Source organism: Coleofasciculus sp. H7-2, from assembly GCF_042747725.1.
In the GTDB taxonomy this organism is placed as follows: Bacteria; Cyanobacteriota; Cyanobacteriia; order Cyanobacteriales; family FACHB-T130; genus FACHB-T130.
Genome location: NZ_JBHZGO010000051.1, coordinates 1 through 16213 on the forward strand (window position 1 = coordinate 1; position 16213 = coordinate 16213).

The window sequence follows — 16213 nt, forward strand, 5'->3', positions numbered from 1 at the left end:
GTCAGCTTTTAGAACAGCTATATCCTATCGGTTTGTCCGTTGGCTTCAGGAGAATACTGACGTATTTGCCTTACACCTAGCCCATTTAGGGCTTGTTTGGGCTTGAACAAAGTTCAAGTCCCGTTAGTCCTAAGTGCCTGTCGTTCAGCACTAGGAAATGAGGAAGCGGAGTTGGGCTTTGCAGGGTTTGCCGTGCAAGCAGGCGTTAAGTCAGCGCTGGCAAGTCTTTGGTACGTCAGCGATGAAGGCACATTGGGGCTGATGACAGATTTCTACAAAGAATTGAAAAAAGCCCCTATCAAGGCGGAAGCTTTGCGACAGGCGCAGTTGGCAATGTTGAAGGGAGAGGTGCGACTAGAAGGAGGACAACTGCATACTCCCGATGGCAATATGCCTCTACCTTCCTCTCTTGCATCAATAGGAGATAAAGACCTAAAGCATCCTTATTTCTGGTCGGCTTTCACAATGATTGGTAGCCCTTGGTAGAAAGTTAACGCATTTTATCAGTTGGGTGAAATATACAGGACTTACGCATCATCACCACATAGTAAGGGCAACCACAGGGGGATTGAACCCGAAAAAACGCTATATGTATAAGCTTTGCGTAAGTCCTGTACACATAGAAAAAACCAGCGTTAGATTCTTAAGATCCAACGCTGGCTGAAAAGCAATTTGTTAATGTTCTAGGTTTTTTTGCTTCTCAAATGTTTCCGCTTACTGATAAAAACCACTAAGGAGCTAGCGCGTTACCCCGCAGCAGGCTACCAATAGTTTTGGCAGTAATTTTCATCTGAATCAAGGGATTTGCCGGAACTACTGTTTTGTAGAGGTAGCTATCGAAGGTAAGCTTCTGCACGTCTTTGTCGGCGCACATTTCCACAAAAGCTTCGCGGGTGGCATCGGAGCGATAAAAGACGGTTTGCAGAATGTCTAGCACCTTGTAGGTGATGCCGTATTTCTTATCCCAACGCTTCAGGTACAGCTTCAGGTCGGCTTCTGTGGGGATGCGGGTGCCACCGTTGGAGGTTTCTACAATGGTTTCCGCACACATCCGCGCTGACTTGGCGGCAAAGTAAATTCCCTCGCCAGAAGACTTCGTAACCGTTCCGGCGGCGTCTCCCACTAGAGCAACGCGACCGACAACGCGGCGGGGTCTGGGATGCTCTGGAATCGGGTGAGCTTCGACTTTGATGATTTCGCCGCCTGCGAGTTTTCTAGCGGCACGCTTGCGGATGCCTGCTTGCAGATTTTTGATGTCGGCTTTGTTCACCTTCATGGTGCCGGTACCGACGGCGACGTGGTCGTATTTGGGGAATACCCAGGCGTAGAAGTCGGTGGAAACATCGTTACCGACGTACATTTCTGCCAGGTCGTTGTAGTAAGCCATTTTATCTTCTGGCAGGCGAATGCGCTCTTGGAAGGCGATCGCATAATTGTAATCCCCAGCGTCAATTGCCTTAGCAATGCGGGAATTCGCCCCATCTGCCCCAATCACCAGATCGACTTTCAGGGTTTTCATGGTTCCTTCAGCACTACCGTTTGAGTGATCGGCGTAGTGCAAGGTGTAAGGGTCAGTATTATTCGTGGGAATATCGAGTTTATAAACAGTGCCGTTAATTAAAGAAGCACCCAATTTAGCTGCGCGATCGCGTAGGTATCCATCCAATACCTCGCGGCGGCACATACCGATATATTCATGTTCTTTTTCAATGTTGATATCCACCTCAACATTGGAAGGTGAGATCATCTTCATTTTTCTGACCCGCCGATCAATAATCTCCGGCGGTAGGTCAAACTCGCTCACCATGCATAGCGGAATTGCCCCGCCACAAGGCTTGGCGTTGTCTAGCTTGCGCTCAAACAGGTAAGTCTCAATTCCAGCTTTAAGGAGCGTTTCGGCAGCAGAGGAACCCGCCGGACCCGATCCCACAACAGCAACCCGTAGTACCAAAGCTATTCTCCCGATTATCTTACGGCTACAAGCTGAGATGGTATCACGGACTTTTCGGTTGTCCCAGTGGGATCGCGGGGGTTGTGACTGAATTGCAACAGAGCTTAACACATTGAAAACTTGCGCCCTTGGTTGTTGTCGTTGGATCGCATCTCAGGACTGACGCATCAAACAACGTCAAGGCATTATAAATGTATATATGTATGGTATATATGTACGTTAATCTCATCGATAAACCGGAGATTAGTCTATTCTGAGTTTGATGGGTCAATGAAAACCCAGATAGGATAGCTAAAAAAATATTCTTGTCTAGGGGTCGAAAGCAGTGGGCATTGTTGTTGAAAACGTCTCTAAACAGTTCGGCAGTTTTAAAGCCGTTGACGAAGTCAACTTAGAAATTCAATCAGGCTCTCTGGTAGCGCTCTTAGGACCTTCGGGGTCTGGTAAATCTACACTGCTGCGACTGATAGCCGGTCTGGAAATGCCAGATAGCGGCAAAATCTGGCTTACGGGTCAAGATGCCACTCATCAGAGCGTTCAAGACCGGAATATCGGGTTTGTATTCCAGCACTATGCCCTATTTAAGCACCTCACCGTCCGCAAAAATATTGCCTTTGGCTTGGAGATCCAAAAAACTCCCAAAGGCAAAGTAAAAGCGCGGGTGGAAGAATTGCTAGAGTTAGTGCAACTGAGCGGACTAGGCGATCGCTACCCTTCCCAACTCTCCGGCGGTCAGCGGCAACGAGTTGCCTTAGCGAGAGCATTAGCAGTTCAACCCCAAGTATTGCTACTAGATGAACCCTTTGGAGCCTTAGACGCCAAAGTTCGTAAAGATTTGCGGGCTTGGTTGCGACGCCTGCACGATGAAGTCCACGTCACCACAGTATTCGTCACCCACGACCAAGAAGAAGCAATGGAAGTTTCCGATGAAATTGTGGTGATGAACAAAGGCAGAGTCGAACAAATCGGCACACCCGCTCAGATTTACGATCGCCCAACGACACCGTTTGTCATGAGTTTCATTGGCCCGGTGAATGTGTTGCCTAGCACTTCCCGCATTTTCGAGGCAAACGGGTTTGATTCGACCCAAGCTGAGATATTTCTGCGTCCCCATGATGTAGTCGTAGACACAAACCCCAACGGCAGTTCCGTACCGGCAAGAGTGAACCGCTTGATTCATCTCGGCTGGGAAATTCAGGCGGAATTAATATTAGACGATGGTCAGGTAGTCATGGCTCATATCACGCGAGAGCGGTTCGACCAGTTAGAGTTGCAGCCGCAACAGCGAGTATTCGTCAAACCCAAGGATGCAAAATCTTTCCCGCTGTATTTTTCGATCTAGCACTTCCAGGGTCAACACTCAGCTTTCAGCTTAATCGGCTTTAATGAGATATCTAAGTCGATTTGAAAGAGCGCATACGTTAATTTATGAAGTGGCGACGCCTGTCTATTCATCGGTGGCGGTTCATCGGACAATTCTTTTGTCTGTTTTGTCTTTGTTGTTTTCTCGCGATCAGCTGTGGGAAGCGACCGGCGTCTGATTCAGCGACTTCTCCCAGTCCTAGTGGTGCCAATTCGGGTCGGATTACCATCGGTACCACCCAGAAGCCACGGACGATGGACCCGGCAGATAATTACGAGCTAGCAGCCGCCTACTTGCTCTATAACATGAGCGATCGCCTGTATACCTACGAATTGGGAAGCACCCAACTCAAGCCGCAACTGGCGACGGCATTCCCGAAAGTGAGTCCAGACGGGTTAACTTACACGATTCCCGTGCGTCAGGGCGTCGTCTTCCACGATGGCACTCCTTTTAACGCCAAAGCAATGGAATTTTCCCTGCAACGCTTTATCGAAAACAAAGGGAAGCCGTCATTTCTGCTGGGCGATACGGTGGACTCAGTGAAGGCGACCGGCGACTATGAGTTAACCATCAAGCTGAAAAAGCCGTTTGCCGCCTTTCCCGCCCTGCTGGCATTTTCTGGTGCCGCTGCGGTTTCACCCAAAGCTTATGAAATTGGCACCGGAAAATTTAAGCCAAACACATTTGTGGGAACTGGCCCTTACAAGTTGGCTCAGTTTAGCAGTGAGTCGCAGCGATTGGATGTTTTTGACCAATATTGGGGCGAGAAACCGGCAAATAAAGGAATTGACGTGCAAGTGCTGAGTAATTCAGCCAACTTGTTTAACACATTTCGCACGGGGGGTGTGGATGTCGCCTACCTATCCCTCGATCCCGACCAAATCCAAAGCTTAAAAGATGGGGCGTCAAAAGGCACCTGGCAAGCGATCGAATCTCAAGGCAGTGCTGCCAGCTTTATGGTGCTGAATACCAAGAGCAAGCCGCTAGATAACCCAGTCGTGCGGGGAGCGATCGCATCCATCGTCAACCGACCTTTAGTGAATGAGCGATCGCTCAAAAATCAAGCCGAACCCCTCTACAGTATGGTGCCCACCACCTTTGATGTCTACAAGCCAGTATTTAAAGACCAGTACGGGGATGGCAACACCGAAAAAGCAAAACAACTGTTGCAGCAAGCCGGATACTCCCCCACCAACCCCTTGAAACTACAAATTTGGTATCCCTCGACTTCCCCGACTCGCCGACTTGCTGCCAGTACCCTCAAAGCAGTGGCAGATCAACAACTGGGAGGAACCCTGCAATTTGAAATCAACACCGTAGACTCCGCCACCTTCTTTAAAAGCGTCCCCCAAGGTCTTTATCAGACAGTCTTGCTGGATTGGTATCCAGACTTTCTCGACCCTGACAACTACGTTCAGCCATTTCTGGAGTGTTCTAAAGGATCGGCAGCAAACGGCTGTGAAGACGGCGCAAGCCAGAATCAGGGGTCATTTTATTACAGCGATCGCATGAACCAGCTGATAGCCCAAGAACGAAAAGAGCAAAACCCCGAAGCCCGCAAGAAGATTTTTGCGGACATTCAAGACCTACTCGCCAAAGATGTTCCCTACGTTCCTCTCTGGCAAAGTAAAGACTTCGCCTTTGCCCAAAAAGGCGTCAGCGGTCTTCGCATCAACCCCACCCAGGATTTCGCCTTCTGGACAATTAAAAAGTAGCGAACGGTTAGCTTTACAATTCCCTTTTCAACGCAAAGGAACGCTTTCGGTAGCGCTCTCGTTACACAGAGAGGACTTACGCAAAGCTTATACATATAGTGTTTTGTAGGGGCAATCCCTCGTGGTTGCCCCCAAATATGGTGATGTTGCGTAAGTCCTGACAGAGTTACACCTTTGCGCTACCGAAAGCGTAAACCTTTGCGAACCTTTGCGTTAAAAAAGAAATGTCTCGTTCCAAAGCCCTACAGTCTTACATCTTCGTCCGCCTTCTCCTAGCACCCTTGATGCTATGGATCATCATCACCCTAGTGTTTTTGCTCCTCCGTGCCACCCCAGGCGACCCGGTGGATGCGGTTTTAGGCGGTCGCGCCCCAGAAAGCGTCAAAGAGCAGTATCGTCAACAGTTGGGGCTATCAGACCCCTTGCCGTTGCAATATATTCGCTATCTGAGTTCCTTACTCAGCTTTAATTTGGGGACTTCGTTGACCAGTCAGGGTCAAGATGTTTGGGGTGAGATTCAGAAATACTTCCCCGCGACGGTAGAATTGGCAGTATTTAGTATGGCGATCGCTTTCCTGGTCGGCGTCGGCGTTGGCATCCTTTCCGCCACCCGTCCCGGTACGGTTTTAGACGCTAGCGGTCGTTTGTTTGGCATCATCACCTACTCGCTGCCGATATTCTGGGTAGGGATGATTCTACAGTTGATTTTCTCGGTTCAGCTAGGCTGGTTTCCCCTGGGATCTCGCTTTCCCCTAACTTCAGCACCCCCACCGCTCATCACAGGTCTTTACACGATTGATAGTCTCCTGAGCGGTAACTTGGAGCATTTTTTCACCGCCTTGCATTATCTCGCCCTCCCCAGCTTGACCCTCGGAATCCTCCTCAGCGGTATTTTCGAGCGGATTGTACGGGTGAACTTGAAGCAAACCCTCAAGGCGGATTATGTAGAAGCTGCTAGAGCCAGAGGCATTCCAGAATCGCGGATTCTCTTGGCCCACGCCCTGAAAAATGCCATGATTCCAGTCATTACCGTCCTGGGGCTTACTTTAGCCGCATTGCTTGGCGGCGCAGTCTTAACAGAAGTTACCTTTTCTTGGCCTGGTTTAGGAAATCGACTGTATGAAGCAATTTCCTTACGAGATTACCCTACTGTGCAGGGAATCATGGTATTTTTTGCGTCGATTGTAGTAGTTGCTAGCATTTTGATTGATATCATCAATGCTTACATCGACCCGCGAATTCGTTACTAAAACCAGCAACTAAGACAACAAAAATGGCTAAATTAATTGCTTTTGGTTGGTATGGTGGTAAATTCAGCCATCTTGATTGGCTGCTGCCCTTGTTGCCAAAAACTCAGCACTATTGTGAGCCTTTTGGTGGCTCGGCTGCGGTATTGATCAATCGGCAACCTTCACCTGTTGAAACATACAACGATATTGATGGAGAAGTTGTTAACTTTTTTCGCGTACTTCGCGAACAGAAAGGCGCTTTAATCGAAGCAATTGGTTTAACTCCCTTCTCTCGTGAAGAATTTGAAATTGCGATTTCTCAACCTAACCAAAAGCTATCAGACTTAGAAAGAGCCAGACGCTTTTTTGTGCGTGCTAGACAGGTTAGAACTGGGCTTGCACAAACAGCCAGTTCAGGCAGATGGGCACATTGCTTACTAACAAGTCGCGCAGGCATGGCTGGCGCTGTCTCCAGATGGTTAGGAAGCGTGGAAGATTTAGCAGAAATCGCTCAAAGATGGCTGCGCGTTCAGATAGAAAATTGTCCAGCAATTGACGTTATCAAACGCTATGACAGTGAGGAAACATTATACTATTTAGATCCTCCTTATCCACACGATTCTCGCGGTGACAGCAACGCTTATGCATACGAAATGACAGATGATGAACACCGAGAACTAGCTCACATTCTTCATAATGTTAAAGGCAAAGTTGCATTATCTAGTTACCACTGTGACTTGATGGACGAATTGTATGGCAACTGGCGTTATATTGAAGCTCCCGTTAAAAACTGTCACTCTGTAAAAACACAACGTCAGGAAGTACTTTGGGTTAATTACGAGCCGGAAAAAGAAACTCAATGTCAACCCCATCAGATATCCTTGCTTTAGCTTTTCAAAGAGCGTCTCATCATATTGCTGGTTCCATCTTGAATGACCCGGACATTATTCACCGGCTCGAATTTGTATGCAGAAATATACAAAATCGCGCTGGGGCTAGGTTATTGTTAGCGTGTTTACTAGCAAAAGTCCATAAGCCTAGTGTTGACATCCGCAAGCCATACACTGAAATTAAAGATTCTGACTGCTATTCAGGTCGTACCTACGATGAATATTTTATAAGTGCTTTTATTACTCAGTATGATTTACCGTGTAATTCGACAACTGCTTTTCTTACACCTGCCCTTCGCAACAGAAATATTACTCTAACACCAGAAGTAAATTTGGTCGGCAAGCCACCAAAACTTTATCAAACTGTCCTTCAGCTACTAACTGATGTACATACTAATCAAGTATCAGCAGAGAACCTTTTGGCTGATACTGTGAGATGCCTTTTGGTGATTAGAGACGAGAGACGCCAACGAATGCAAACGCTACTGGCTGGGTTGAAAGCCTCTGATGATGCAATTCCTCTATCTGCGGAAGCGATTGTAGGGCTAATTTCACAACATTTGCACTGCCGTAATTCCAGTCGCCTACCAGTTCTTATTGTAGCTGCGGCTTATCAATCTGCCTCAGAACATCTAGGAGAGAGAGTTTTACCGCTTGAATCCCATAATGCGGCTGATGAACAAACAGGAGCATTAGGCGATTTAGAAATTACCCTTATCGATGACAGCCAGGTCATAACTAGCTACGAGATGAAGACGAGGCGAATAACTCAAGAGGATATTGACCGTGCCATCCAAAAAATAAATAATACTGGTAAAAGAGTTGAAAATTATATTTTTGTTACTACAGATGTGATTGACGAACGGATAAAAAATTATACTGCAAGCATCTATGAACGCACAGGCGGAATTGAATTCGTAGCTTTGGACTGTATTAGTTTTTTACGTCATTTTTTGCATCTATTCCATCGGTTACGTATGCAGTTTTTAGAGGCGTATCAGGAACTGGTGCTTGAACAGTCTGAAAGTGCAGTTAGCCAACCCTTAAAAGAAGCTTTCTTGGCACTACGTCAAGCTGCGGAAAGTGGTGAATAATGTTTCATGTTGAAGTGGAATGAAAGATTTTTAATTATGGCTATAAACCAATAAATAATTCTTGCTGTTTTTGGTAGCAAATACTATTTCAGTATAATTTTCATACTTGTTGGGATAAGGGAGTTGATTTTGCAATTGGAGCGAGAGAGAAACATCCACAATTCATAATTGTAATGATAATTTTCCTGACAATTTAATTAAATATGGAGTCAAGACATTTTCAATAATAGTTTACAACTTGCTGGGTTTTCACGGTTGAAACTTCGATGAGCGGTACCTAGACTCAAAAAATCGTCAACACCAGAAGTAGAAGTGGTTGAGAAATCCGGTTTCTGATATTTAGCATAATTTTAGGTTTATTAATGGTGTTTGAGAAAGTGGGAACTACGCGATCGCACTTAGAGCCAAATACCAGTCAATGAGATATCCAGCAAATTTCCCGATGAAGTGGGGAAAGGAAGCAGTTAATAATCTATTTAGATTTCCGGCTGCATAATGCGTAGAATTCGGCTGCTTGCTTTAGCTACCCTCAGCTTTGTTGCGACTCTAGTAGGCTCCTTCTTTGACCCGGTAACATTCCTGCACCGCTTTCTCGCAATAGCGCTAAGCACAGTTTTTACCCTCAATTTGGGTATCAGCAGTACCAATGCCGATTCTTCCTCTGTTGCAGTTGCTGCTTACCCACCTGCCATTCAAACTGCTGTATTTAAGGATACGCTGAATCAATTTGCTTCTGAGCCTCAACAACAGCAAACCCTAGCCAGCCAACCCAGCACTCTTGAGAAGATTGCCCTGACAAATTACTGTGGTTCTGGCACCATCACCAAACCCACCAGGGGAATCGATACAGACACGAGAGTTTATGACGTTTTCTATGACTTCAGTCGAGGTCAAGAGTCAGTGAATTCTGCCGCTTGTGGTCGGGAGTATTGGATTCCAGTCGAGCAAAACAATCCTTACTACGGACTTGTATTTGTTTATTGGGTTGATGGATACAAAAATCGCCTTTCTTCCACTCGTTATGTGGAAACTAACAACGGGAAACTTATCGTTTGGGATGGTAATCCAGTCAATTCTCTACTTAGAAGAATCCTGACGCGGCAAGATGGGAAACAAGCCCTTTCTCAAGGTGCGATCGCGCGGCTTCTGAATTGGAAAAGGCAGCTAAGGCGCAGTCAGACTGCCTCTACTCTCCCCCAAAACCTGATAAATAACCAGCTCCAAGGTTCTACAACAGCCCAGACTGCCTCCCAAAACCCTAAAACCAGCCAGACAACAGCTCAAAATAACTGTAGCTCTGGGACGCTAACTCAACCCCGCAAAGGAGTTGATAGGAATGGTAGCCTTTACTACGTTTTCCATCACTTCAATCGAGTTCGACAAGTGAATCCTGCCGCCTGCGGTCGGGAGTATTGGATTCCAGCCGAACGCAGCAATCCCAACTACGGTCTTTTGTTTGCTTATTTGGTGGATGGACAAAAAAATCGCGTTTCTTCAATCCGTTATGTGGAAACCCGCAAACGGCAGCTGATCGCTTGGAATGGGAATACAGCAAATTCTCAACTCCGGAGAACCACGAGGCGGCGAAACGGAACACAAGTGATTTTTCAAGGCTGGTTCCGGATGGTTCTGAATCAGAAAAAGCTGACGACAGGGCAAACACTCTTTACTCCCTCCCAAAACCCTACAATCGTTCAGACCCCCGCTACTACTCCCCAAAATCCAACTCCTCCCCCGCCTCCCTCCGCCGCTACTCCTCAACCCGTACCCAGCACTCCCCAAACTAATAATCAATTGCTAATTGGTTTTGGTGGCGACACTAGCAACGTGGAAGAAACTTGGATGCACAGCCTTGACGTGGCTAAAGAAGTCGGTTTACCCAAGCCTAAAGCTGCGTCGCTTGGGGTAGAGGTGGGATGGCAACCCATCTGGTTTGGTTGTGTCGCCGGTCAGAAAACTTGCGCGACGACAGACCGAATGTTTAAAGAAGGGGTTGTCCCCGTCTTTATCGTTAACTTGATTACCCACGATGTCCAAAGTAAAAAAACTTGGGCTGAAATTGAAGCTAGAAAGAGTTGGTACTTCTCGGAGTTAGATCGCCTCGCTAAAGACGTACTATCTAAGACCCAAGGGACTGTGTATGTATCGCTGGAACCGGAGCATAATTTGGTAGGAACGCTCCGCGATCCCGTCAATGCTAATTATGGGTGGGATGCCAGTATTCCGCAGAAGTTCGGGCAGTTAATGGCTGAAGCTGCCCAAAGATTACGTACCTCAGCGAGTTCGGTTCCGGGACTGAATTTGAAAGTGGGTTTGGCTTTCGGTGACTTTAATGCCTCCCCCACGGGTCTGCAAAACTATTTACCCGATTTGAAAGCGGCTGCACCGGGAGTAGATTTCTTTGGGTTTCAAGTGACCCAAGGCCCCTGGCGGAATGAGGGTAACGGATGCAAACGCTTAACCCCCGCTCAAGCGAAGCTTTATGATATGCCCGATCGAGTAATAGCGATCGCTCAATTCATCCAAACACAACTGCAAAAGCCGTCTCTGGTCGATTACTTTTTCTTGATGGCTGATGCTAACACCGATTGGGATGAGGGAGGTGCTAAAGTTTACCAGGAATTACAACAGCGCTCCTTAGAACTGCAAAACGCTGGATTGATTGGCTTGTTGCACTTTACTCTCATTGATACGCCACAATCTGCTCCTAACTCGTACTGGTGTGACGGTGAGAAAAATCGGGGCATTATCAAACCCGCAGCCCAACTTTCTAATTTCAGTTACAAGCGCCCCCTTCATCTGAAAAAGATGGGCAAGGCGCTGGGGCAATGGATTAACGCTCAAAGCTAAATGGGTGCATCTGGTGGGGTGGGTATTCTACCTGCCCCTGACTTGAGGGATCTTGGTCGATCGCTCACGTCAGTCACGATCCCAACCTTTGAGTGTTTCCGCGATCGCTAAGTGTCTTAACAATCCCGTGTTTTCTTTAGAAAGAATTTAGAATCCTTGCGTATAATCTGTACAGGAATCTTTGTATTCCGATAAAGGTTCTTATAGAAACTTTAAAATACTGTAGCGATAATTTAGTAGTGATGCCCCGGATACTCGTCATCGACGACGACGCTGCGATCGCAGAATTAGTCACCATCAATCTGGAAATGGCTGGATACGATGTCAACCAAGCACCAGATGGCATTAAAGGTCAGGCACTGGCTTTGCAACTGCAACCAGACCTGATTATGCTTGACCTAATGCTGCCCAATGTGGACGGTTTCACCGTCTGCCAGCGCTTGCGGCGGGATGATCGCACTGCCGATATTCCGGTGTTAATGTTGACAGCACTGGGTCAGACTCAAGATAAGGTGGAAGGCTTTAATGCCGGAGCCGATGATTACCTGACCAAGCCGTTTGAACTCGAAGAAATGCTGGCACGAGTCAGAGCCTTGCTGCGACGGACAGACCGCATCCCCCAAGCCGCCAAACACTCGGAAATCTTACACTATGGCTCTTTGACCTTAGTACCAGAACGGTTTGAGGCTATTTGGTTCAATCAGACAGTGAAGCTAACGCATCTGGAGTTTGAATTACTGCACTGCTTACTCCAGCGTCATGGTCAAACAGTTTCTCCCAGTGAAATCCTGCGAGAAGTTTGGGGCTACGATCCCGACGATGACATTGAAACGATTCGGGTGCATATTCGGCACTTGAGAACGAAGCTAGAGCCAGATCCCCGCCACCCGCGCTATATTAAGACCGTCTATGGTGCGGGCTACTGTCTGGAGTTGCCGAATGAAGAGCAAATTAGCGCAGACGCAGGCTGATTCGCCTCTATTGTGTTCATCAAGATGTGTTCATCAAGATGTGTTCATCAACAGCCCTTTCTTCCTGGGTGGGGAAGGTCTGCTGGAAGAAAATGGAACGGTTTCCAGCTTCCCTGAGAAAGCAAAAAAACCGATCTTGGCAACCATTAGGGAGTGTTAAGCCACCCGATGGGGCGTTCTGGATAGAGGCATTGGACAATGCGCCCCTATAACTGATTCCGCTTCTGCCTTCTGGATCGGAATTTCGATAATAAACTCTGTCCCCTTGCCCGGTGTTGACACGCACTTGAGTTGACCCCCGTGACGCTCTACCACAACTTGGTAGCTAATGGACAAGCCCAAGCCAGTCCCTTGTCCCACGGCTTTCGTCGTAAAGAAGGGGTCAAAAATTTGTTTCTGAATTGCTTCGGGAATGCCAGGGCCATTGTCCGCAATCCGGATGACAACCGAGGAAGGATGGGGGATGAGGGATGTAGGGTTTTGCCCTTCTGGAAGAGTGGGATAAGGATCGGCATTGAATTCATCCTGCATCCTGATTCCTTCATCCTTCAAAGAGGTGCGAATGGTAATCTGGCTGGGGTTGGCTTTGAGATCCGCAGGCGTCAGCGATGCTCCTCCTGCGGAGACTCGCTGGGCGTTGTATTCTTCTAAAGCATCAATCGCATTACTGAGGAGATTCATAAACACTTGGTTCAGTTGCCCAGCATAACAATCTACTTTGGGCAAATCGCCGTATTCTTTAATAATCTGAATTTTGGGATGGGAGCTGTCTTCTTTCAACCGATGCTGCAAAATCAACAGCGTGTTATCTATGCCCTGATGAATATCAACCGCCTTCTTCTGGGATTCATCCAGGCGGGAGAAATTCCGCAGCGACAAGACCAAATCGCGGATGCGGTCGGCTCCCATTTTCATGGAAGTGAGTAGTTTGGGGAAATCTTCTATTAAGAAGTTTAAGTCTATATCTTGATTTGCAACTTGAATCTCGGCAGGGGGTTGGGGAAAGTGCTTTTGATAGAGATTTAACAGGCTCAGGAGGTCATGAGCATACTGATTAGCATGGTCGAGATTGCCGTAGATGAAGGAGACTGGATTATTAATTTCATGGGCGACACCTGCAACCAACTGCCCCAAACTGGACATTTTTTCACTCTGAATCAGCTGAGATTGAGTTTGTCCCAGTTCTGCCAAGGTTTGTTTTAGTTGGGTCGTTTGTTCTTTTAGCTGCGCTTCTGATTTCAGCCAAGCGATTTCTGCCTGTTTGCGTTCGACAAGTTCGGCGTTTAGCTGTTGGAAGAGAGTGGATTGCTTAATGGCGATCGCTAGCTGCACGCTCAGCTGTTTGAGCAATTCTACTTCTGATTCTTGCCACTGCCGGGGTTCCCGACAATGATGGGCAATCAGCAACCCCCATAAATTTTCCCCTTGCAGAACCGGAACCACCAAGTTAGCTCTCACCTGAAACTGGGCAAGTAAATCAATATGGCATTGCTGGATACCAGCAGTATAGATATTGTCAATCGCTCGAACCCGACCTTCCTGGTATGCCGAAACGTAGCTTTTCCCAAAGCAAGGATCTTGGATGCTGGTTCCTAAAATTGGCGTCCAATTCTCACCGACCGACTCTACAACCACAACTCCGTTCCAATCTGGCTCGAAGCGGTAAATGAGTACCCGGTCAGCCGAAAGAAACTGCCGCACTTCTGCCACAGTAGTATTGAGAACTTCCTCTAAATTTAGGGACTGACGGATGCGCTTAGCGATCGCCCCGACCAACCGTTCTCTCAAAAATTGCTGCCGCGACGCTTCCTCTGCTTGCTTGCGCTCGGTAATATCCATCACCGTTCCCATCATCCGCACGCACTTCCCCGTGTCGTCGCGCACAACGGCACCCCGCGCCGCCACCCAGCCAACTCCATCAGGACGGAGGACGCGATACTCCATCTTTAAGTCTTTCCCGACTTCTACGATGCCCGCAATCTCCAGCCCTACGCGGTAGCAATCTTCAGGATGAATGCATTGGAGATAAGCCTCGTAGGTGCCAGCAAAGGAACCGGGAGCCAGACCAAAAATCGCTTCCACCTCTTCAGACCAAGTCACCTGACCTGTTCCCAGATCCCAGTCCCAGACCCCCATACTTGCCGCCCCCAGAGCCAACCGCAGCCGTGTTTCTCCTTCGCACTGCGCCTCTTCTGCGGCTTTACGCTCGGTAATATCCGTCTGGACGCCAATAAATTGTGTCACCCGACCCTCGTCGTCATACACCGGCGAAATACTCAGGTCATTCCAGAAAGGCGTCCCATCCTGGCGATAGTTCTTGAGAACCACCTGGCATTCTTTCCCCGTCCGCAAAGCTTGACGAATTTGCTCAATTGCGGCTGGATCTGTATCGTATCCTTGCAAAAATCGGCAGTTTCGTCCCAAGACTTCAGCGGTCGAATACCCGGTTATTTTTTCAAAGGCGGGATTGCAATAGATAATTGGATTATTTGGTAGACTGGCGTCGCTAATGACGATGCCGCAGCTGGTTGCTGCCATCGCTCGGTCATACAGCTTTAGTGTCCCCTTGTCCCCTTGGTGTCCCGTGAGGTCTTGGCACCCCCCACACCTAGCTTGCTGGCTTGCCATCAGAATTTAAGAACCAAACGTTAACAGCCTTTCTTCAAGATAAATCAATATTAAAAATAACTTAAATATTCCCGAAGATAGATCCAACCGTTTTTCTATCATAAACGAAACATTTTTGCCAAGAGAAGTCCCGGAATTAAGCCCAATCAAAACCAAGCTAAATCGGGAATTTCCCAGAATCTAGAAATTGCCACAAAAGCCTAGTAATCGGCAAAAAGTTTCCAGTCGTTATTAATTTTTAAAGGAAGAATACAAAGTGATTTGCTCACCCGACGTAGCCTTCCAATTCAGCGGCTCGATGGGCTGCCGTGTGTTGTGCCAGAACCAGAGTCCGAGCGCGATCGCCTATAGCAATCCTCTCAGCTTCCGGTGTTTCTTGAAGATACCGTAAAGTATCGGCGGGTGACTCGGCAATGAGAATTTCCTTACCAATTTCAAAAATTGTTTCCAGACCCACCCAGTAGTCACTAATAATCGGAGTTCCACACGCCGCTGCTTCAAATAAACGCACGCTGGGAGAATAACCCGCTCGAACCATATCAATTCGTGTAATATTAAGAGTGAACAGTTGGGAATTGTAAAACCAACGGTGTCGAGCTGGCGGCAAATGCTCGATTTGCTCAACATTTTTGGGCCATTTAATATTATTCGGATACTGCGGCCCTGCCACCACAAAGCGACCTTCTTGCCACTGACGCGCTGGCTCAAGCAACAGATTTTCCAGACTAGGCTGCCGGTCGTCGCTGTAAGTTCCCATATAGCCAAGATTCCAAAGCTGAGGAAACTGTTCCGGATAGTACAACTCCGGGTCAACCGAACAGTAAAGCGCCCTTGCCATCGGCGAACCGTAGTGCTGTTCAATCCGCTTCAGCGTTGGACCACCTGTAAACGATAGATAAAGGTGATATTTCGGGATTAAGTCAGGACAAAGGTACTCCGTCTCGCCCCGTTCCAACTTAGCCAACGTCACCGGCGTATCGATATCGTAAAAAGCAGTCACATTCCTCGCCATTGTTGTTACCCACTCACCTACTGCTACCCCTTCCGGCACATATGACCCCACCATCACCAAATCTGCCTCGCGTACTGCTTGGGTAAAGCAGTCTTTCAGCTCATCAAGACTGGAGTACAGCTGAGTGCGACAGTAGGGAGGATTGGGAAGATCCCGATTGGCAGCATACCAAGGTACATCTCGCTCTAAAAAGAGAATATCGTGTCCCCGTGCTGCCAGTTCCCGCACCAACCCCCGGTAGGTTGTTGCGTGTCCGTTTCCCCAAGAGGAAGTAATGGATAATCCCAGAATTAGCAGTTTCATAGTTTTAAGATTTCAACGCTCTCCTAGCGCCAAGGTAAGCGCCAAGGTACGCAAAGTAAAAGACAGGACTTACGCAAAGCGGCGTTGCTGAATGAAGTATGAATTACGCAAATGCTGGTATCGATTGGTGTTTCAAGTAGTGAAGTAGCAATCTAATAGAGTGTTTCAGCATTTCTTCTGACTTCGAGTAACACAACGTTTTTCGAT

Annotated in this window: 10 protein-coding genes and 2 pseudogenes; 8 read left to right on the forward strand and 4 right to left on the reverse strand. The window is 47.7% G+C overall.

The features are described from left to right. Positions 1 to 96 precede the first annotated feature (96 nt). Positions 97 to 486, forward strand: a pseudogene (locus tag ACFW2W_RS12365) (CHAT domain-containing protein); the annotation flags it as partial. A 244-nt stretch (positions 487 to 730) separates the two neighbouring features. Here ACFW2W_RS12365 and chlP read toward each other — a convergent pair. Continuing rightward, positions 731 to 1951, reverse strand: coding sequence for a geranylgeranyl reductase (chlP, locus tag ACFW2W_RS12370; protein WP_378178075.1), 1221 nt, complete (start codon positions 1949 to 1951; stop codon positions 731 to 733). A gap of 325 nt (positions 1952 to 2276) precedes the next feature. On the opposite strand from chlP, the gene ACFW2W_RS12375 reads away from it, so the two are divergent. From ACFW2W_RS12375 to ACFW2W_RS12405, 7 genes are all read left to right on the forward strand, one after another. Next, positions 2277 to 3293 carry a sulfate/molybdate ABC transporter ATP-binding protein gene (locus ACFW2W_RS12375; protein WP_378178077.1) on the forward strand — a complete coding sequence of 339 codons (1017 nt, stop codon included), beginning with the start codon at positions 2277 to 2279 and terminating at the stop codon, positions 3291 to 3293. 86 nt (positions 3294 to 3379) lie between these two features. Continuing rightward, entirely contained in the window at positions 3380 to 5029 is a 1650-nt protein-coding gene (locus ACFW2W_RS12380; protein ID WP_378178079.1) for an ABC transporter substrate-binding protein, read from the forward strand. 224 nt (positions 5030 to 5253) lie between these two features. Next, complete coding sequence (locus ACFW2W_RS12385; RefSeq protein WP_378178081.1) at positions 5254 to 6279, forward strand: ABC transporter permease; 1026 nt, start codon at positions 5254 to 5256, stop codon at positions 6277 to 6279. A 23-nt stretch (positions 6280 to 6302) separates the two neighbouring features. Beyond that, positions 6303 to 7148: a DNA adenine methylase gene (locus ACFW2W_RS12390; RefSeq protein WP_378178083.1), complete on the forward strand. Its 846-nt coding sequence runs from the start codon at positions 6303 to 6305 to the stop codon at positions 7146 to 7148. Next, positions 7118 to 8242, forward strand: a complete 1125-nt coding sequence (locus tag ACFW2W_RS12395) for a restriction endonuclease, SacI family (protein ID WP_378178085.1) — start codon at positions 7118 to 7120, stop codon at positions 8240 to 8242. The genes ACFW2W_RS12390 and ACFW2W_RS12395 overlap by 31 nt, the downstream gene beginning before the upstream one ends. Before the next feature lie 495 nt (positions 8243 to 8737). After that, entirely contained in the window at positions 8738 to 11092 is a 2355-nt protein-coding gene (locus tag ACFW2W_RS12400) for a hypothetical protein (protein ID WP_378178087.1), read from the forward strand. A gap of 242 nt (positions 11093 to 11334) precedes the next feature. Next, positions 11335 to 12063, forward strand: a complete 729-nt coding sequence (locus ACFW2W_RS12405; protein WP_378178089.1) for a response regulator transcription factor — start codon at positions 11335 to 11337, stop codon at positions 12061 to 12063. Between the two features lie 156 nt (positions 12064 to 12219). On the opposite strand, the gene ACFW2W_RS12410 is transcribed toward ACFW2W_RS12405, so the two are convergent. From ACFW2W_RS12410 to ACFW2W_RS12420, 3 genes and pseudogenes are all read right to left on the reverse strand, one after another. Next, complete coding sequence (locus ACFW2W_RS12410) at positions 12220 to 14691, reverse strand: PAS domain-containing protein (protein WP_378178091.1); 2472 nt, start codon at positions 14689 to 14691, stop codon at positions 12220 to 12222. A gap of 265 nt (positions 14692 to 14956) precedes the next feature. Further along, complete coding sequence (locus tag ACFW2W_RS12415) at positions 14957 to 16006, reverse strand: glycosyltransferase (protein ID WP_378178093.1); 1050 nt, start codon at positions 16004 to 16006, stop codon at positions 14957 to 14959. Between the two features lie 103 nt (positions 16007 to 16109). Then, positions 16110 to 16213 (reverse strand): annotated as a pseudogene (locus ACFW2W_RS12420) (IS1 family transposase); the annotation flags it as partial.

Coding starts and splice junctions, on each gene's coding strand:
- ACFW2W_RS12390 (WP_378178083.1), top strand. CDS start 6,303: ATGGCTAAATTAATTGCTTTTGGTTGGTATGGTGGTAAATTCAGCCAT.
- ACFW2W_RS12410 (WP_378178091.1), bottom strand. CDS start 14,691: ATGGCAAGCCAGCAAGCTAGGTGTGGGGGGTGCCAAGACCTCACGGGA.
- ACFW2W_RS12400 (WP_378178087.1), top strand. CDS start 8,738: ATGCGTAGAATTCGGCTGCTTGCTTTAGCTACCCTCAGCTTTGTTGCG.
- ACFW2W_RS12415 (WP_378178093.1), bottom strand. CDS start 16,006: ATGAAACTGCTAATTCTGGGATTATCCATTACTTCCTCTTGGGGAAAC.
- ACFW2W_RS12395 (WP_378178085.1), top strand. CDS start 7,118: ATGTCAACCCCATCAGATATCCTTGCTTTAGCTTTTCAAAGAGCGTCT.
- ACFW2W_RS12405 (WP_378178089.1), top strand. CDS start 11,335: ATGCCCCGGATACTCGTCATCGACGACGACGCTGCGATCGCAGAATTA.
- ACFW2W_RS12380 (WP_378178079.1), top strand. CDS start 3,380: ATGAAGTGGCGACGCCTGTCTATTCATCGGTGGCGGTTCATCGGACAA.
- ACFW2W_RS12385 (WP_378178081.1), top strand. CDS start 5,254: ATGTCTCGTTCCAAAGCCCTACAGTCTTACATCTTCGTCCGCCTTCTC.